15 protein-coding genes, 3 tRNA genes and 1 other annotated feature are annotated in these 20,181 nt (G+C 34.2%); of the genes, 7 read left to right on the top strand and 11 right to left on the bottom strand.

All coding sequences use genetic code 11. The features are described 5' to 3' along the window. Positions 1 to 106: 106 nt before the first annotated feature. From BN2409_RS03035 to BN2409_RS03010, 6 genes are all read left to right on the top strand, one after another. Complete coding sequence (locus BN2409_RS03035) at positions 107 to 790, top strand: BON domain-containing protein (protein WP_053955196.1); 684 nt, start codon at positions 107 to 109, stop codon at positions 788 to 790. A gap of 5 nt (positions 791 to 795) precedes the next feature. Then, on the top strand, positions 796 to 2,013 hold the full coding sequence (locus BN2409_RS03030; protein ID WP_053955195.1) for a 2,3-bisphosphoglycerate-independent phosphoglycerate mutase: 1,218 nt from the start codon (positions 796 to 798) through the stop codon (positions 2,011 to 2,013). A gap of 63 nt (positions 2,014 to 2,076) precedes the next feature. Next, positions 2,077 to 3,129: a M42 family metallopeptidase gene (locus BN2409_RS03025; RefSeq protein ID WP_053955194.1), complete on the top strand. Its 1,053-nt coding sequence runs from the start codon at positions 2,077 to 2,079 to the stop codon at positions 3,127 to 3,129. Then, positions 3,120 to 4,142 carry a M42 family metallopeptidase gene (locus tag BN2409_RS03020; RefSeq protein WP_053955193.1) on the top strand — a complete coding sequence of 341 codons (1,023 nt, stop codon included), beginning with the start codon at positions 3,120 to 3,122 and terminating at the stop codon, positions 4,140 to 4,142. The genes BN2409_RS03025 and BN2409_RS03020 overlap by 10 nt, the downstream gene beginning before the upstream one ends. Next, the gene (locus BN2409_RS03015) at positions 4,139 to 5,137 is read left to right on the top strand and encodes a M42 family metallopeptidase (protein ID WP_053955192.1); all 999 of its coding nucleotides are present in this window, start codon (positions 4,139 to 4,141) and stop codon (positions 5,135 to 5,137) included. The genes BN2409_RS03020 and BN2409_RS03015 overlap by 4 nt, the downstream gene beginning before the upstream one ends. A gap of 125 nt (positions 5,138 to 5,262) precedes the next feature. After that, a complete protein-coding gene (locus BN2409_RS03010) occupies positions 5,263 to 6,876 on the top strand; it encodes a PucR family transcriptional regulator (protein WP_053955191.1) in 1,614 nt (537 codons plus the stop codon). 67 nt (positions 6,877 to 6,943) lie between these two features. Here BN2409_RS03010 and arcC read toward each other — a convergent pair whose 3' ends face one another. From arcC to allC, 8 genes are all read right to left on the bottom strand, one after another. Beyond that, complete coding sequence (arcC, locus tag BN2409_RS03005; protein WP_053955190.1) at positions 6,944 to 7,885, bottom strand: carbamate kinase; 942 nt, start codon at positions 7,883 to 7,885, stop codon at positions 6,944 to 6,946. A 25-nt stretch (positions 7,886 to 7,910) separates the two neighbouring features. Beyond that, positions 7,911 to 8,753, bottom strand: a complete 843-nt coding sequence (locus BN2409_RS03000; RefSeq protein WP_053955189.1) for an oxamate carbamoyltransferase subunit AllH family protein — start codon at positions 8,751 to 8,753, stop codon at positions 7,911 to 7,913. 39 nt (positions 8,754 to 8,792) lie between these two features. Next, complete coding sequence (locus tag BN2409_RS17460; protein WP_053955188.1) at positions 8,793 to 10,055, bottom strand: YlbE family protein; 1,263 nt, start codon at positions 10,053 to 10,055, stop codon at positions 8,793 to 8,795. A gap of 17 nt (positions 10,056 to 10,072) precedes the next feature. Continuing rightward, complete coding sequence (gene fdrA, locus BN2409_RS17455) at positions 10,073 to 11,824, bottom strand: acyl-CoA synthetase FdrA (RefSeq protein ID WP_053955187.1); 1,752 nt, start codon at positions 11,822 to 11,824, stop codon at positions 10,073 to 10,075. Between the two features lie 82 nt (positions 11,825 to 11,906). Then, positions 11,907 to 12,977, bottom strand: coding sequence for an ureidoglycolate dehydrogenase (allD, locus tag BN2409_RS02985; protein WP_053955186.1), 1,071 nt, complete (start codon positions 12,975 to 12,977; stop codon positions 11,907 to 11,909). A 34-nt stretch (positions 12,978 to 13,011) separates the two neighbouring features. Then, complete coding sequence (gene allE, locus BN2409_RS02980; protein ID WP_053955185.1) at positions 13,012 to 13,797, bottom strand: (S)-ureidoglycine aminohydrolase; 786 nt, start codon at positions 13,795 to 13,797, stop codon at positions 13,012 to 13,014. Positions 13,798 to 13,813: 16 nt separating this feature from the next. Continuing rightward, positions 13,814 to 15,052: an MFS transporter gene (locus BN2409_RS02975; RefSeq protein WP_053955184.1), complete on the bottom strand. Its 1,239-nt coding sequence runs from the start codon at positions 15,050 to 15,052 to the stop codon at positions 13,814 to 13,816. Positions 15,053 to 15,083: 31 nt separating this feature from the next. Beyond that, positions 15,084 to 16,316, bottom strand: a complete 1,233-nt coding sequence (gene allC / locus BN2409_RS02970; protein WP_053955183.1) for an allantoate deiminase — start codon at positions 16,314 to 16,316, stop codon at positions 15,084 to 15,086. 325 nt (positions 16,317 to 16,641) lie between these two features. Here allC and BN2409_RS02965 point away from each other — a divergent pair, with 325 nt between their 5' ends. Next, positions 16,642 to 17,487 carry an alpha/beta hydrolase gene (locus BN2409_RS02965; protein WP_053955182.1) on the top strand — a complete coding sequence of 282 codons (846 nt, stop codon included), beginning with the start codon at positions 16,642 to 16,644 and terminating at the stop codon, positions 17,485 to 17,487. Between the two features lie 55 nt (positions 17,488 to 17,542). Here the strand turns inward: BN2409_RS02965 and BN2409_RS02960 are convergent. The 3 genes from BN2409_RS02960 to BN2409_RS02950 all read right to left on the bottom strand — a co-directional run bounded on the left by BN2409_RS02960 (position 17,543) and on the right by BN2409_RS02950 (position 17,803). Next, positions 17,543 to 17,626 (bottom strand) — tRNA-Leu (locus tag BN2409_RS02960). Positions 17,627 to 17,646: 20 nt separating this feature from the next. Beyond that, positions 17,647 to 17,722: transfer RNA gene (locus tag BN2409_RS02955), tRNA-Val, on the bottom strand. A gap of 6 nt (positions 17,723 to 17,728) precedes the next feature. Next, positions 17,729 to 17,803: transfer RNA gene (locus BN2409_RS02950), tRNA-Glu, on the bottom strand. Positions 17,804 to 17,844: 41 nt separating this feature from the next. Next, positions 17,845 to 20,181 (bottom strand) — a sequence feature (most likely nonfunctional fraction of RNA operon).

Genomic DNA, 20,181 nt, shown 5'->3' with positions numbered 1-20,181 from the left:
TTATAGAAGTTTGATACTAAAATGTAATATTTATAATCCTCTTACATGATTATTTTGTTTTTTGGCAAAATAAATAATAACGAAAATATAGAAAGGAAAGATTTTAATGAGTAAAAAAAGATCCAATCATATTATAACTGATAAAATGCCAAGTAAAGACGATTTGCTTACAGATACTATTAAAGATCAATTAGAAGAAAAAATGCAAGCAAGTGCAATGGATATTAATGTTTTTTGTAGAGATGGTCATGTGAATCTTTCTGGAATGGTAGATGTACTTGCTGAGAAAAAGATGGCTGAAACTATCGTCAAAAAAATAGAAGGTCCTACAAAAATAGAAAACAAAATCACAGTAGCTATGGATCATAATATTACAGACAAACACATGGAGAAAGAAGTAATCCAAAAACTTTTAGGAGTTTCTCATTTAAGTAGTGTAGGAGTAAAAGTTGAAGATGGAGTTGCCAATCTTTTAGGAACTGTACACACTCTTAAAAATGCTCATGACGCTTTAGATGTTGCTTCAGGTGTACGTGGAATAAAAGATGTAGTCAATAATATATCTATTGATTCTTATGAAAAATATGATGATTCCACAATTAATAGTCATGTAACCCAAGCTTTAAGTACTACCAATCTTAGTTATAAGGATATTGCCCACTCAGTAGAAAATGGAAAGCTTACTTTATCAGGTTATGTAAATAATAAAAATGAAATGGAAATTGCAAAAGAAATATCTATGGGTGTAGAAGGTGTAACAAAAGTAATCAATAAACTTAAAGTGAGGTAAATCATATGCATTATGAAGAAATTATTCAATCCACCATAAAAAAAAACAATTCAAAAATTGTTCTTTTAGTATTAGATGGAGTAGGAGATATTAGAAGTCCTCAATTTCATAATAAAACTCCACTAGAATATGCTCATACTCCTACCCTAGATACCCTGGCAAAAAAATCTGTTATGGGGCGTATGTATCCAATTCTTCCTGGTATTACTCCAGGAAGTGGGCCAGGACACTTAGGACTATTTGGATATGATCCTTTAAAAAATATCATAGGAAGAGGAGTATTAGAAGCTGTTGGAATTGATTTTACTCTTAAGCCTCATGATGTAGCCGCAAGATGTAATTTTGCAACAATGGATGAAAAAGGTATGATCACAGACAGGCGCGCTGGAAGAATTCCTACAGAAGTAACACAAAAGCTATGTGAAATTTTACAAACCATAAAAGAAATAGATGGAGTAGAAATTATCATCAAACCTGGAAAGGGACATCGTTTTGTTACTGTATTTAGAAGCAAACAAAAGGAGATTGGTTCTTTAATCAATGATACAGATCCATTAGTAGAAGGAAAAGCACCTCTTTTAGCAAAAGGTAAAAACCCTCCTTCACAATTTTTATCACAAGTCATTAATCAATTTGTAGAAAAAGGCTATGAACTTTTAAAAAATCAAGCTCCTGCCAATGCTTTTTTACTAAGAGGAATTGCATCCAAACCTAAAATACCTTCTATGAGTGAAAAATATCTTCTAGAGTCTGCAGCTATTGCAAGTTATCCTATGTATAGAGGAATTGCATCTTTATTAGGTATGACACTTTTGCCTGCCCCTGACTCTATAGAAGGACTTTTTCAAACCTATGTAGATTATAAACAAAAATATGATTTTTTCTTTATTCATGTAAAAGGTACAGATCAAGCTGGAGAAGATGGAGATTTTGAATCTAAAGTAAAATGTATAGAAACAGTAGATAAAGCTCTACCTATTTTACTAGATCATATGCCTGATGTATTAGCCATTACTGGAGATCACTCTACTCCTTGTGCTATGAGATCCCATAGCTTCCATCCCGTACCAATCCTTCTGCATAGTGCTTTTTCTGGCATAGATGATGTAGAAGTTTTTCATGAAAATGCTTGTAATGCTGGAGGATTAGGATTTTTTGAAAGTCGTTATTTAATGGGACTTTTACTCTCAAATGCCAAACGATTAGATAAATTTGGGGCGTAATAGTAATATTCTACCATGATATGCTATAATATGAATCATAGAGTCTTAGAAAGGAGGAATATAATGGAAAACGAATACCTGTTAAAAGAAATGCTCGAAGGATATGGTGTGTCAGGTTATGAACATACGCTCTCTGATAAAATCTCTTCTTTTTTTAAAGAGTATGCTGATGAAATTTATAAAGACAAATTAGGAAATATCATCATCCATAAAAAAGGCACTTCAAAAAATCCTATAAAAATTATGCTTGCAGCCCATATGGATGAAATCGGTCTTATGGTCAAAGATATTGATAAAAATGGATTTATAAAATTTACAAACATTGGAGGAGTCGATCAAAGAACTCTTCTTGCTCAAGAAGTAATCATTCATGGAAAAGAAGAAGTATTTGGAATCATCGGTACAAAACCTCCCCATCTACAAGATCCCAGTGAGAGAAATGAATCTATAAAAAGTGAAGATTTACTCATAGATGTAGGACTTTCTTATGAAAAAGCAAAACAAATCATTGAAATAGGAGACACCATTACCATTAAAAGAAACATGGTTTCTCTAAAAAACAATAAAGTAGCAGGAAAAGCATTAGATGATCGAGCAGGAATTTTAGCTATGATCCATTGCTTTAAAGAACTTCAAAATATAAATCATGACGCAGATGTATATGCTGTTTGTACCATCCAAGAAGAAGTAGGAACAAGAGGAGCTATGGTAAGTGCTTATGAAATCTCTCCTCATATAGGAATTGCTATAGATGTAGGCTTTGGCAGTACTCCTGAGTTATCTAAAGATGATACCTTAGATCTTGGAAAAGGTCCTGGTATTTGTATAGGAGCCAATATTCATCCAAATATTCATCATCGTTTTCAAAGTATTGGTAAAGAATATAATATTCCTTATCAAGTAGAAATAAGTCCAGGTAATTCAGGAACGGATGCAAGATCTATACAGATTGCAAGATGTGGAGTGGCAACTGGCCTTTTATCTATTCCACTTCGATATATGCACACATCTGTAGAAACCATAGATCTTTCAGACATAAAATATACAGCGCGAATGCTCGCTTATTTTATTTCCAGTCTGAATGGTGAAGATTGGGAGGGATTTTTATGTTATTAAAAAAATTATCTGAAAGCTGTGGAGTTTCAGGAAATGAAAAAGAAGTAAGAGATATTATTCTTGAGGAAGTCAAACCCTATGTAGATGACATTATCATAGATCCTATTGGAAATTTAATTGTTACAAAAAAGGGAAAAGAAAATTTTCCATCTATTATGGTCTCCGCTCATATGGATGAAGTAGGACTGATGGTAAAATCCATAAATGATCAGGGATTTATTAAATTTTTGCCTGTAGGAGGAATTGACGATAGAATATTAGTTTCAAAAGTCGTTCAAATTGGAAAAGAAAAAATTAAAGGAGTCATTGGTGCAAAAGCCATTCATCTTCAAAAACCAGATGAAAGAAAAAAGGCTTTAAAACATGATCAACTTTATATTGATATTGGTGCAAATTCAAAAGAAGAAGCAGAAAAATTAGTATCTATTGGAGATTATATTTCATTTTGTAGCGATTACATAGAATTTGGAGAAAATCTTATAAAAGCAAAAGCATTAGATGATCGAGTAGGATGTGCAATGATTATTCATCTTTTAAAAAATAATTATGACTATACGATCCATGCTTTATTTGCAGTCCAAGAAGAAGTAGGCTTAAGAGGAGCAAAAGTTGCAGCCTATAGATTAAATCCTGATTTGTCTATTGTCCTTGAAGCTACTACTTGTCATGATCTTACCGATGTAGATGCCCCTCATTTTGCCACAAGGCTAGGAGAAGGTCCAGCCTTGTCTATTGCAGATATGGGCACTTATTATCATAAAGGTTTAGTGAAAAAAATGATGGAAATAGCTAATAAAAATAATATTCCTATTCAGCTTAAACAAACCACAAAAGGTGGAAATGATGCAGGTGCTATTCATATTAGCAGAGAAGGAATTCCTACTTTGGCTCTTTCTATTCCTTGTAGATATATTCATTCTCCAATATGTGTAATCCATAAAAATGACTATGAAAATATGCTAAATCTTGTAGATCTTTTCTTAAAAAATGTTAAAAAGGAGGAAATAATATGAATCCTTCATATGATCTATTAAAAAAGCTTACACAAGCTTATGGTCCTTCTGGAAATGAAGAACAAATAAGAGGTATCATTGAGGAAGAAATAAAAGATTATGTAAATGAAATGAAAACAGATACTATGGGAAACCTTATAGCTATCAAACATGGATCCGGGAAAAAAATAATGATTGCCAGCCATATGGATGAAATAGGCGTTATTGTAACAGGTATAGATGATAATGGGTTTTTAAGATTTGCTAATATGGGAGGAGTGTCTAGTTTTACTTCTCTGTATCAACGAGTTAAATTTCCAAATGATGTAATAGGAATTATCGGCATGGAACATATGGATGATATGAAAAATTTAAAGCTTGAAAAAATGTATATAGATATCGGTGCTACTACAAAAGAAGAAGCAAAGAAAAAAGTAGGCTTAGGAGATGTAGGATCATTTTGTGGGGATTATCATGATTTAGGAGACTTTATCACATCCAAAGCCTTAGATGATCGAATTGGTTGCTTCATTGCCATAGAAACAATCAAACAAATCAAAGAAACACCTCATGAACTTTATTTTGTATTTACAGTACAAGAAGAATTAGGTCTTAGAGGCTCTAAAACAGCAGCCTTTGGAATTGATCCTGATCTAGGAATCTCTTTAGATGTAACAACTACTGGAGATACTCCAAAAGCTAAGCATATGGCCGTAAAATTAGGAGAAGGTCCTGCTATTAAAATAAAAGATAATTCTATGTTGGCTCACCCTACTGTAAAAAAATTAATGATAGATTGTGCAAAAGAAAATAATATCCCTTATCAATTAGAAATTCTTGAATTTGGAGGTACAGATTCAGGAGCAATTCATCTTACAAAGAGTGGTGTTCCTTCAGGAGTTATTTCTATTCCTTGTAGATATGTACATAGTCCTTCTGAAACCATTCATAAAAAAGATATAGAAAATGCCATTTCTCTTCTTTCTAAAATATTAGAAAATAAAGAAATAAAATAGCTAAGACATGTTGTCTTAGCTATTTTATTGTAAACGGCATTTAAAGATTCATGTAAAAAATATTGTATAATGTATTTATAAGTCAGTTAAAAATACATTATGTCCTATCATAAGGGAGGTACACTATGATTTCAATCAAACAAATCCTTGAGATTCCACAATTTTCTGGAATTACTATATTAAATCATCAAGGTGATTTGACAAGACCTGTAGAAAGTGCTGATATTTCTGAAACTCCTGATATTGTTGGATATTTAGCCCCAAATACTCTTTTGATTACAACTGGTATGGCCTTTAAAGATAATCAACAAGATTTATGTAGATTAATAGAAGAATTAAGTCAACTTCCAGCAGCAGGACTAGGTATCAAACTTGGACGATATATTGAAAAATTAGATAGTTGTGTCATTGAAACAGCCAATCGATTACATTTTCCTTTACTAAAAGTCCCTATGTCTACAACTCTTGGAATGGTATGTCATCAATTACTTTCTTATATTTGGGATTTACAAAGAGAAAAGCTACATTATGCCCTAAGTATTCAAAAAGAATTTTCAAAAATGCTCATAGAAGATTCCTCTTTGTCTTCATTGATATGCCATTTAGGAAAAGTATTAAAACAAAACGTTTTTTTAATCAATCCTTTTATGGATATTGTTGCAACCTCTCTTCCATTGAATAAGACCAATGCAATCATTTTAAAAGCTCTTGATGCAATCCATGAAAATATACTATACCAACAAGCAAAAATCGAAGAAAATACCTTTGAATTATGCATTTCCAATACAAAAACCATATGCGTATCTGTATTTCCTGTAAAAGTAACTACTTTTAATCCTTATCTACTAGTCATATTAAAATCAGATAAAATCCCTTATCCTTATTCTCAATTGGTCATTGAGCAAGCTAGTACCATACTAGCATTTACTCTATTTAAAAATAAAAAATTAGAAGAACTTTCATGGAAATTAAGAGAAGAATTTTTTGATAAATTAATTAAAAATAAAGATGCTTCTAATGTATCTAATTTGATAGAATATGGTCATAAGTATGGCTTAATAGAATCCTCTAGCTATAGAATCATCATGGTAGGAATTGACAATTATATCTCCTATAACGATCTACATCAAACAGATATTTACACAATTACTTATGAGTGGTTAGAACGAGAAATTTCTACCAAATTTGAAAATGCTTCATTATTTCCTCTTTCTAACAAAGAAAAATTAGTAATTTTATTACAATCTTCGGAACAAAATTTAGAACAAATATTAATGGAAATATCTAACTCACTCAATAAATATTTTTCTATTTCTTTATCATTTGCTATAGGAAATGAAGTTTCTCAGTTATTTTCTACTTATTTTTCTTTCATTGAGGCAGAAGAAACCTATCATCGATGCAGAAAAGAAGGAAAGACTTCTTTTATAAAATTTTATCTTTCAAAAGGAATATTAGAGGTATTACAATTTATACCTAAAGAACATATTTCACATTTTTGTATTTATACTTTAAAAACATTGGCTTATCCAACTAATGATATTCAAATTGAACTCAGAAAAACATTGCAAACCTATTTAGATTGTCAAGGTAAAATAACAGAAACTGCAAATTCCCTATATGTACATCGAAATACAGTAAAATATAGAATCGCAAAGCTTAATGAACTATTTGATCAATCCATTGATAATCCTGATTATTCTTTACAATTAAGGGTTGCCCTATTGTTATCTCAATAAAAAAGTCTTTTCATATAAAAAAACTTGTAAGGATATGATCTCCTCTACAAGTTTTTTTTCATATCAATCAACTAGATAAAATTCTAGTTCCTTTTTTTCCTTCTAACGCTTCTACTGCCTCTTCTAAAGAGCAAATAATAGATTTTTTACCTTTTTTAGCAAAGGAAATAGCCGCTTCCATTTTAGGTCCCATACTTCCATCTGAAAAATGTCCTTGCATCAAATATTTTTCTGCTTCATCACAATAACTTGATTCTAATTTTTTTTGATTAGGTGTACCATAACTTAAATACACGTTTGTAACATCCGTTAAAATCATAAGTACATCTGCATCTATTTGTTCACATAATCGAAGTGCTGAAAGATCTTTATCTATAACAGCTTCAATTCCAGCATATTCCCCATTCTCCTTCTGAATAATAGGTATACCTCCACCCCCTGTAGAAATAACTGTAATATTACTTTCAAGCAATTGCTTTATTGATTCTATTCCATGAATTTTCTTAGGCTTTGGGGAAGGAACGACTCTTCTATATCCTCTATTAGAGTCTTCCTTCATAATCCAATTTTTCTCTTTTCTCATTTTTTCAGCTTCCTCCTTGGAGTAAAACAATCCAATAGGCTTGCTTGGGTTTTCAAAAGCTTTGTCTTTAGAGTCAACTTCTGTTTGTGTAAGAAGAGTCACCACTTGAGATGAATAATTTAATCTTGTTAAAGCATTTTTTAAAGAACGCTCCATCATATAACCAATCAATCCTTGGGATTGGGCACTACATACATCTAATGGAAAAGCAGGAACAAATTTTTTTGCTTCTTCATTTTGTCTTAAAATATTTCCTACTTGTGGTCCATTTCCATGAGTAATCACAACCTTGTATCCATTAACAATAATATTTGCAATAAAATTACAGCTCGTTTCTATATTCTTCAATTGATTTTCAAAAGATGCTTCTTGATTAGGACGTAAAATAGCATTTCCACCTAAAGCAACTACTACGGTTTCACTCAATTCAATTTCTCCTTACTTTTTTATTTTATTTGATTTCTTTAACTCTCATCAATCCTAATAAAATACCTGTTAATAGATCCATTCCTGATGTATGTCCATGGCGTAGTATGCTGCTTAATACTTCTTCCAAGGAATCATTTTCTTCGCATAAATTGTCAATAATAGTCAAAATTGAATGTTCAAACTTACCACAAAGTGCATATCTTAAATACCCTTTACTAATATCAGTAGTTAAATTTTCATTTTCAATCATATTACTCAAACTTTCTACAAAATATGGACTAACTTTTAAAAAAGCACTTCCTATACTTAATAATCCTACTAATAAATCATCTCCAGATGGAGTTAATCCTTTTCCTCTCCCTATAAAATATTTTATAATTGAATCAATTTCTTTTTGATCAGAAGAAAAAAGAGCATTGATAAGGACTTTCCCATAAAATGTGAATTCCTCATTTATTTTTATTGATTCTTCTATTGTCAATTCAAATCCATTCTTTCCCTTCAATTTACAAGCTTGTTCAATGAACTTGTGAACCAATTGAATCTTGAATGTTTTTGGCTTTTTCAAGATACAAGAATACTTATACCTTGGATGAAGTAATATGGTTATTTGTCTATTTATATTAATAATAGATTCATTGAAAATTTTTATCTTATCTTCTTGTTTCCACTTATTTTTTAGGAGGTTTTGTGTTTGCTTTGTTAGAACCACACCAAAAGGCAATAAACCATTTTGATCGTTTCCAATGAATATTAAATCTTTACCATTTGAAATATTGACTCCATTTGCAAAAGTACTATGTACTCTCCAATTAGAATATTTTTTACATAATTCTACAACATGGATGGATTGACAATAAGCCATATATGTTTGAATTTAAAAAACCTCCTTATCTTTTTTGCGTTACTCTTTATACCCTAATTTTTTTGCATAGGCTGTAATTGCTTTTTCAAAACAAGCCACAGGAGGCCGTACAGTACCTGCTCCGATTTGTCCTATGCCAGCTTTTTTATGGGCAATTCCTGTATTAATCACTGGTGTAATTCCAGTTTCAACCACTTTACGAGCATCAATTCCCAAACAAATTCCTTGAAAATCCCAAGTAGGAACAGGAAAATTTGGATTTTGTGTCATACAAATTTCCAACATTTCATTACTCGTATGAAGTGCATCATAAAAACCTCCACTACCTACAAACCTAGTAACAGCTGGTGCAGCAATCATTGCCATACCACCAACTCCAAAAGTTTCTGTGATCGCACTATCTCCAATATCTGGATTAGCATCTTCGCTAGAATATCCTGTAAAATATAAACCATCAGGAGTATTTACAGGAGCAATAAACCACTCATCTCCCATACCGCTAATGCGTATTCCAAAATTTTCTCCATTCCGACACATGGCTGTTACAACAGTTCCTTCTGTAATTGTCCTAGCTCCATCCATAACAGCCTTTGCTGTAGCCATCATAATATTTAGAAAAAACTGATCTGTTTCTGCTAAAAACTGAATCACACTTTCTTTTTTATCATTATCTATATCTAGACCAATAATGATAGGAGCAATTTCTTTTAAGAAAATAAGCGACGCGGCAATATTTCTTTGGTGAAATTCATCCCCCATGGCTACAGCTTTCGTAATCATTACATTTACATTCATCCCATCCGAAAGAGTTCGTAAAGCAAGTCCTAATACGGGGCCAAGAACATCTCTCATCCACCTCAAACGATTAATTACATCATCTGAATAAGCCCCAAAACGAAGTACTGCTCCTATCCCTTCATTCATAGTACAATAGGCTCGATTCCTCTGTGTTTTGTTTTCCACAACCAAGACAGGCATATTCCCAGAAGTAATCCCTCCCATTGGCCCTACTGCATTTACATGATGACAAGGAATAAATTTTATTTCGCCTGCTTGTAACATTTCTCTTGCTTCCTCTTCATCTTTTGCCCATTCTTCAAATAATACTGCTCCTATACAAGAACCTTGCATGGGGTTTGTCATTTTCTCCCATTTTATTGGTGGTCCTGCATGTAACAATACTTTTTCCTCTAATTCTTTGATGACAGATTTAGCTGGTACAACATCTACTAGAAATGGAGAAGAGGAAACAATTTTATCTATGACTTCTTGATTGGCTTCATCAATATTTTTATAAATCATTTTGACCCTCCTATTCTTTATTGAGCGCAATACTCATTTAAAAAATGTAATATTTTTTGTAATCTAATGTTTCCTCCTGCTTTCGGCTTCCAGTCAAACTGAAGAGTTTTTGCTCCATTTTCTTCTATTGCTTTAGTAAAACTTTTTAAACCCATATTAAGTACGTATGGTTTTTCTTTTAGTAAAGACTCAATAGCAGGTGAGACTTTTTCAAATTTCATTTTTTCTTTTTTCATTGGGAGGATTTCTTTCTTTATATCTTCAATTTCATAACCAATACATTGTAATGCAATTCTAACAGCTTTGTTATTTGTATCTGCCACAATGACTCCTGTATCTTTTAAAATTCGAATTTGATTTTTATAATCTTGCTTATCATTAGGTGTACCACAAACAGTAGCCACAAAAATAATAGATCTATTTTTTTCTTGTAAATTTTTATTAATTTCTTTAATAACTGGAGCCAATTGACTAGCCATATCAGAGTGTGATCCATATCCCAATACTATGTCAAATAAAATAACAGCCGTATTTTCATCTTGTGACATTTTTTTCATAAACTCAATTCTTTTTTGCGGATCAATCATAGGATGAGGTTTTCCCCTTGTGTATATGTCATCTCCTAGATCTAGTATCTCATGCCCCTTCGATTTTAAGATATATCCTTCCTCTTTGATCAAACCTTTTGATAAATGGAGTGCATCTCCAATCAACATACCTGCTTCATTGGCCAGTGTTCCTCCAGAATAAAGACCCTTTATATATTTTTGATTAGAATCAATATTTACTTTTATTGTCTGGATTTTCTCATTTATTTCTTCTTTTTTATTTCTTACTAAACCTACTGCCAATTTTGCTGCTTCTTCTAGGGTATATGCATAATAAATATTTTCTTCGTGATGGGTTGGTTTTTCTCCTAAAAAAATAGCCACTGTAGGTTTTGAAAGGCTTCGTAAAACAGAAACAACTTTATTTCTAACTTGGATTGCAGGCGGTTTTGAAATCACAACAATTACTTTTGTTTGATCATCTTCATCTAATGCCAAAAGAGAATCAATCATAGTAATCCCTCCAACTTTTTCAGAAAGATCTCTTCCCCCTGTTCCAATAGCATGCGTTACCCCTTCATCCAAGCGATCAATAATAGTACTTACCTCTTGTATTCCCGTTCCTGATGCACCTACTATTCCAATGTTTCCCTTTCGTATTTTATTCGTAAAAGCCATTGGAATTCCACTTATGATTCCTGTTCCACAATCTGGTCCCATTACTAGAAGACCTTTTTCGTGCGCTTTTTCTTTTAATTTTAATTCATCTTCTATAGACACATTATCACTAAACATAAAAACATGTTTTCCTTTATCTAGTGCTCGATTTGCCTCTTCGTAGGCATATATCCCTGGAATTGAAATTAATGCTAAATTTACATCCTTCCCTACTTCCAATGCCTTTTCCCATGTTTTTACACTCAATATAGGATCATTTGTTTCCTTCTTTCCTTGATGGTTTAAAAAGTCTTTTATTTCTTTTAAAACTATGTCTATAATATTTGTATCCATCACATCCAATACAATAGCCATATCATTAGCTGTGGCATCATCCAATTCTTTTGTTCTTAAACCACTACCTTCAAAAATATCTTTGTTTGCTGGTGTACCCATCATAATCGAAACACGTTTAACACCTTCTATGGTACTGATTTGATTTGTTAATAACATCAATGTAACTGAATCCTGATAAGAATTTTTTTGAATAATCGTATGTAACATAATTTTCTCCTCTCTATCAAATTTTATAAAGAATCATAGAGACGAATTCAACTTTTTCGCCTCTATAACTTTCTATTTTCTTTTATTTGGATGCAAAAGCATCTCCATGATTGTATCTATTGTAATGAATATCATCACTAATTAAATAATCATATATGTCTTTGACAATAGGGATACCTGTTTCATTATATTTTTTTATTACCTCATCGGAATTTTCTCCTGGATATTTTACTTGTTCAAAACCTGGTGCTGGTTTCATGCTATGAAGTTCATCTACCATTTTAGAGATATTTTCTTTAAAAGTATTCATATCTGTAAAATAATCAGGATTAATAACAATATGAATTTGTCCTAAGTCTCTTCCTTTAGATAAATCATCATACATAGAAGTTACATGTTTCCCAAATGGAAGTCCTAACAAAGAACCACATAAGATATCTACCATCATCATTAATCCATAGCCTTTTGGTCCTGCAATAGGTAACAATCCTTTTACTGCAAAGGGATCTGAAGTAGGTTCTCCCTTCTCATCTACCGCCCATGTATTTGGTATTTTTACATTTTTAGCTCTGGCATCTAATACTTTTCCCCATGCCTGAACAGTTGTTGCCATATCTATAATAATAGGTGAGCCATTCTTTCTAGGAGCACCAAATCCAATGGGATTTGTTCCAAAATAAGGATCACGACCACCATAAGGAACAACCATAGGATCAGATTGGCACATAGATAATGCAATCATATTTTGTTTTGTTGCTTCTTTAAGAAAATATGATAATGTTCCGCAGTGTCCCAAACGGCGCATTCCTACAATGCCTATACCTGTTTCTTTTGCCAACTTAATGGCCTCATGCATTCCATTTAATGCCACAACCATTCCCACTCCATTATCTCCATCATAAATACCTATACTAGGTGCGACTTTACGATAAGAAAAATTTGGTCTTGTATTACTACCACCTTTTGCAATTCTCTCAGCATAATATTCAACTCTAACTGCACCATGTGAATGTGTGCCTTTTGAATCTGCATAAGCCAAATGTTGTGCTACTATTATCGCATCATCTTTAGATAGTCCCGCTTTCATCAATTTATTTTTTATCAATTCAGTTAGTTCTTCTTTTTTTACATAAACAAGATCTGAATTACTCATATTTATCCCTCTTTTTATATTAATTTTTGAAAATCTATATTTCTTCATCTCTGTTACAATCTTTTGAATACAAATAACTAAATGCCTCTCCTCGTCCTACTCCATAACCAGCTTGTAAAGAATATGCACCCATAAAAAGATAATCTCCTTTTTTAACAGGTATCCAATGATTGTCTAAATTATATACCCCTTCTCCATTTAAGATATACGCCCCATGTTCTTGTACGTGGGTTTCAATATATCCATGAGAAGCCCCTGCCTCAAAGGATAATATATGAAAATTCATATCAAATTCAAGACCTTGTGGTAATAAGTCATAAACTAATACATCTTCCATTCCTTCGTATTGTTGAGGAATAATATCTTCAATATTTTTGCTGTATACATAAGGTTTATATCCATCTACCCATTTATATCTTCTCTTATACAAAAATAATTCACTTGTTCCTGAATAGACATTTTCTAAATGCATTTTTTCATTGGGAGGACAATATACATATCCACCATTTTTCAAGTCAAATACTTGATTATGAACAGTTACATTCACTTCCCCTGAAAGTACATACACAAAAGTCTCAACACCATCTTCGCCAAATCCTGTTGTTGTCTTTCCCCCTTGAAGCATACTTACAAAATAATCTACAAATGTAGCACCTAGTTTAGGAGATGCTAAAATCGTAATATCACAGTTTTCAAATCCAGGAATCGTATTTTTCACTAAGCCATCTTTTGGTATTAAAGCAAAATTTCCTTTTTTGATTACAGCTCTTGAAGACAATAAATCTTGTCTATAACCCATGTTATTATTTCTAAAACCCATTATTATAACCTCTTTTCTATTTATTATCTGTTTTTTTTACATTTGCAATAAAAAATATAGCCGCTCCTATAATCAACAACACAGCAGAAGCATAAAAGCCCATTACCTTTGTACCTGTTTGATCAGATATAAAACCTGTGACCACTGGGGCAAGAACTGAAGAGCTCATTCCGAAAAAGTTAAACACACCCAAAGATGTACCCAGACTTTCTCTCGGAGCGCTATCTGCAATGTGTGAAATAATAATTGGATCTACTGCTAATTTTCCTAGTAATCCATATAATAGTAATCCTAAGAGTAATATAGAAGAATTAGGAGCTAATACAACTAAGGCAAGCATAGCTGCTGCAGAGATTTCTAAGAATAAAATCAATCTAATTCGTCTGTCTTTAAATTTATCTGACATTCTGCTAAAAAAAAGTGCTCCTGGAATAGATGCAAATGCTACTAATGATGATGAAGATCCAATTGCAATGCCTTCAAATCCTCTTTCATACTGTAAAAAGGAAGGCAACCAAGTTACGATCATGTAGTATCCATAGCAAGTTGCAAAATACAAAACATAAGACGCCAACATTTTAGGAGCAAATAACCCTTCTTTTTTCCCTTTTTCTTTTATTTGTGATTCTTTGATATTCTTACACGCTTCTTCTCTTTGTGTATTGCGGATCACAATAGAAAAAGCAACAATCATACAAATAATCAGAGCAGCAACTATGTATAACATGTAATTCCATGGCAATCTAATATTTTTAACTAGATAGCTCGAACCCATTAAACCAATTCCCATACCTATGGCAGAGCCACTGTTGATAATAGCATTAGACAATGCTCGACGTTCTTGGGGAATGTTTTCAGATGACAAAGAATAAGCAGCTCCGTAATAAGAACCACAACCAATCCCCGCCATCAAACTACCTACATAAATCATAGTAATAGTAGAAGAAGATCCGATTAAAATCGCAGCCAGTGCAAACAATAAAAATCCAGGTATTAGAATTGTTTTCTTTCCAAATTTATCTACAAGTATACCTGCAGGTATTTGCATTCCTGTATATCCAAAAAAATAAAAACTGGATATCAGACCCATTTGAGAATCTGAATGTATACCTATTGTTTCTTGTATTTCTGAAAAAATAGGAGAAAGTGTAGTTCGGTAAATCCAGATAACAACCCAGCCTAAGCAAAGCAAAACGATGATTTGTTTCCAATATTCAAAACCTTTTTTCTGAACACCCACATCCGACAATACCATAAAGATCACCTCTCCAAAGAATACTTATATTTTAATAAGCTAATTCATACAATGCCTGATACAATGTTTTTACACCTTGAACTAAGTCTTCCAATTTTGTGTCTTCTGCTGGATTATGACTAATACCACCTATACTAGGTACAAAAATCATTCCTGTAGGAACTTTAGGAGCAAATATTTGTGAATCATGTCCTGCCCCTGAATGCATCACTCGATAATCCATCTTTTCTTTTTCACATATATTTTGTAACATTTGAATTAATTTTTCATCCATAGGTACTGGAGGTTCATCCATCCACAAATTTATCTCAATTTCTATTCCCAATTCATCTGCAATTCTTTTCATGTCTATTTCTATTTGTCTAGTAAAATTTGTGAGTACCTCCTGATCCGTATGTCTGCAATCCATTGTAAATAAAATTTCACCTGGAACCACATTCACAGTATTTGGTTTTGGCATAGCTTTACCAAAAGTAAGTACTAGGGGATCTCCTAATTTTTTTGCTCTTTCAATAGATTGAGAACAGATTTTACTAAAAGCATAAACCGTATCTTTTCTGTATTGCATCGGAGTTGTTCCTGCATGGTTAGATTGTCCTTTTAATGTAATATTGTATCTTCGTTGTCCCACAATTCCTGTTACAATTCCAACAGATTGATTATTCATTTCCAATACATTACCTTGTTCAATATGTAGTTCAATAAAAGCTTTTATATATTCTCCCATGTCTTTTTGCTTCTTTTGACAAGAAAAATCAAACCCTGCTTTTTTCATTGCTTCAGAAAAAAGAACTCCTTTGACATCTCTTATTTCCATCACATCTTTTGCATTTGCCAACCCAAAAATATTTTTACTTCCCCAAAAAGTATAAGGAAAACGACTTCCCTCTTCCTCTGCAAGTGATACAACCTGTAGTGTACGATAAGGTCTCCCTTTGGTCATCAGGAGATATTTTATAGCTAAGAAAGCTCCAATAATTCCAAATTGACTATCTAACTTTCCACCATTGACTACTGTATCCACATGGGAGCCTGACATTATGATTTCATCTGAATGCTTTGAACCTTTTATTTCCCCAAATAAATTGCCTACAGCATCAAATTTCGTTTCAAGTCCTATTTCCTCAAATTTTTTTTGTAAACCTTTTTGTGCATTCATCCAGCTTTCACTATATAAAAGCCTCGTAATGCCTCCAGATGAATCAGAACCTATTTCAGAAATCCACTCCATATTTTTTTGCACATCTCTTAATAAACCATCCATTCACATTCACTCCCATTTCGATTTTTATCAAAACAATGTCTAAAGCATCCCACCTTCCATATATATTCCTAATAACTAACTGAGTAATTAAATGCTGATTGTTTACATCTTTCAAACAATAAAAAATATTGTCTTATTTTGTATATTCACTATAACATTTTAATATTTTTATTTCATCGTTCGAAAAGGATAAAATATCATCTCACTTTTGTTTATTTTAAACAAAAGCGAAAATTTTGGTAATTTAATATGAATTTTTACTATTTATGTCGTATAATAAATTTGTTCTTAATCAAAAGTCAGATGGAAATGGAGGCATACTGGATTGTATAGAAAAGATTACATATATAAAAGAAAAGGTGAAATTCCTATAGAGTCTACTTTATACAAAACAACTTTAAAACAATCTATAGGAACAATTATTTATTTTCACGGGGGAGGATTAATATGGGGGAATAGAAATGATCTTCCCGAAAAATATATACAAATATTTCTAGAACACGGATATAATTTTATTTCTTTTGACTATCGTTTAGCACCAGAAACAAAGTTGACAGAAATATATGAAGATGTACAAGATGCACTTAAGTGGTTTGATCGTAATGCTTTCAATATATTACAATTAGACAATAAGCAATTCTATCTGTTTGGTCGTTCAGCAGGCTCTTATTTATCATTTCTCTTAGCAAAAGATCCTTTTATACCAAAGCCATCAGGTTTAATTATTTTTTATGGGTATAGTAACTTAAAAGATGATTTTTACAATCAACCAAATAAACATTATTTACATTATCCAAATGTTACTCAGAAACTTAGAGATGCCTTAATACAAAATAAACCTTTAACCAATGGACAATTAAATAATAGATTTGCTATTTATGTATATGCAAGACAAAATGGAACATGGGCAAGAGACATGTTAGAAAACCCTATTGATCCATATTTTTCTCTAACAAAAAATGATTTAGCTTTACTCCCCAAAACATTTTTAGCACACAGTAAAACAGATTTAGACGTACCTTTTTCTATTGCTCAATACCATGCCAAAAATATTCCAAAAGTCAAACTATATGAAGTAGATGATTTAGAACATGATTTTGATCAAAACATTAACAATCCTATTGGAGAGGAAGTCTATAAAGAAATAATCCGTTTTTTCACTAACAAATGAATTTATTATACATATAAAAAATAGCTAAAACAAAATGTCTTAGCTATTTCTTATATGGTGCGGGTGGAGGGACTTGAACCCCCACGCACAAGGCGCTAGATCCTAAGTCTAGTGCGTCTGCCAATTCCGCCACACCCGCATGATGTGAATATGAAATTTTGGTGGGCGCAATAGGGATCGAACCTATGACCCCCTGCTTGTAAGGCAGGTGCTCTCCCAGCTGAGCTATGCGCCCAAAATTTGGTGACCCATCCGAGAATCGAACTCGGGTTACCGCCGTGAAAGGGCGGTGTCTTGACCGCTTGACCAATGGGCCTTATTATTTGGCTCCACCATTGAGCTACCTTGGAATAAAAAAACTAGCGACGACCTACTCTCCCAGGGCGCTACCGCCCAAGTACCATCAGCGCTGAAGAGCTTAACTTCTGTGTTCGATATGGGAACAGGTGTAGCCTCCTCGCTATTGTCACTAGANCCGAAATCCAATGTCAGGCTACAGTAAAGCTCCACGGGGTCTTTCCGTCCTGCTGCGGGTAACCAGCATCTTCACTGGTACTACAATTTCACCGAGTCTATTGTTGAGACAGTGCCCAAATCGTTACGCCTTTCGTGCGGGTCGGAACTTACCCGACAAGGAATTTCGCTACCTTAGGACCGTTATAGTTACGGCCGCCGTTTACTGGGGCTTAAGTTCAGTGCTTCACTTACGTTAACACGTCCCCTTAACCTTCCAGCACCGGGCAGGCGTCAGCCCCTATACATCGTCTTTCGACTTAGCAGAGACCTGTGTTTTTGCTAAACAGTCGCTTGGGCCTATTCTCTGCGGCCACCTCGGGCTTTAACACCCTAACGTGGCACCCCTTCTCCCGAAGTTACGGGGTCATTTTGCCGAGTTCCTTAACAATAGTTCTCTCGCTCGCCTTAGGATTCTCTCCTCACCTACCTGTGTCGGTTTGCGGTACGGGCACCTAGGATCTCGCTAGAGGCTTTTCTTGACAGTGTGGAATCAGTAAGTTCGCTACTTAAATTTCGCTCCCCATCACCTTTTAGGATTGTCTATACGGATTTGCCTATATAGACTCCCTACGGGCTTAGACGCACACAACCAACGGTGCGCTTGACCTATCCTACTGTGTCACCCCATCACTCAAACGATCTTTGGTGGTACAGGAATATCAACCTGTTGTCCATCGCCTACAACTTTCGTTCTCGGCTTAGGTCCCGACTAACCCTGAGAGGACGACCCTTCCTCAGGAAACCTTAGGTATTCGGCGGGCAGGATTCTCACCTGCCTTTCGCTACTCATGCCAACATTCTCTCTTGTATATAGTCCACCACTCCTTACGGTATGACTTCAACCCATATACAATGCTCCCCTACCCCTGTCGTAGCATGAATACTAACCTTAGTTTTAGTTTGAGCTTTTTGATAATTTGGCCGAAGGCCTCCGATTGTATCTAATGATACCTTCGGTATAAATTACCTTTTCTGCTTCTTTCTAAAATCAGTATTCATACTACGACAAGCCGTAGCTTCGGTGACAGGTTTGAGCCCCGGTAATTTTCGGCGCAGGATCACTCGACTAGTGAGCTATTACGCACTCTTTGAATGAATGGCTGCTTCTAAGCCAACATCCTAGTTGTCTGTGCAATCCCACATCCTTTTCCACTTAACCTGTACTTAGGGACCTTAGCTGACGGTCTGGGCTGTTTCCCTTTTGACTATGAATCTTATCACCCATAGTCTGACTCCTAAAGATATGATTACGGCATTCGGAGTTTGATAGTCTTCGGTAACCGGTGAGGGCCCCTAGGACATTCAGTGCTCTACCTCCGTATCACTTTCTTTAAGGCTAGCCCTAAAGCTATTTCGGGGAGAACCAGCTATCTCCGAGTTCGATTGGAATTTCTCCGCTATCCACAAGTCATCCCAGCCTTTTTCAACAGACATGGGTTCGGTCCTCCACGAAATTTTACTTCCGCTTCAACCTGCTCATGGATAGGTCACCCGGTTTCGGGTCTACGGCATACAACTAAAATCGCCCATTTAAGACTCGCTTTCGCTGCGGCTCCGTAGCATAACTACTTAACCTTGCTGCATACCGTAACTCGTTGGCCCGTTCTACAAAAAGTACGTGGTTGTTCGAATAATGAACTTCCACTGCTTGTAAACATAGGGTTTCAGGTTCTATTTCACTCCCCTTCCGGGGTTCTTTTCACCTTTCCCTCACGGTACTATACGCTATCGGTCACCAGGGAGTATTTAGCCTTGGGGGGTGGTCCCCCCTGCTTCCCACAAGGTTTCACGTGTCTCGTGGTACTCTGGAGTATACTCAAGCTAGACTTTGTTTTGCCTACAGGACTTTTACCTTCTACGGTAACTCTTTCCAGAGTTCTTCGGCTACAAATTCTTTACTCTTAATGAATATATCCACAACCCCTAAAAGATAACTTTTAGGTTTGGGCTAATCCCCTTTCGCTCGCCGCTACTTAGGGAATCGAATTTTCTTTCTATTCCTCAGGGTACTTAGATGTTTCAGTTCCCCTGGTATGTCTCCTCACTACCTATGTATTCAGTAGTGGGTACCTAAGTATTACCCTAGGTAGGTTTCCCCATTCGGAAATCCACGGATCAAAGCCTGCTTGCGGCTACCCGTGGCTTATCGCAGCTTACCACGTCCTTCATCGACTCCTG

The sequence above is a fragment of the Inediibacterium massiliense genome (assembly GCF_001282725.1).
GTDB classification, from domain to species: domain Bacteria; phylum Bacillota; class Clostridia; order Peptostreptococcales; family Thermotaleaceae; genus Anaerophilus; species Anaerophilus massiliensis.
Note: the sequence above shows the minus strand (reverse complement) of the source record. Positions and strands in the feature narration are given on the sequence as shown.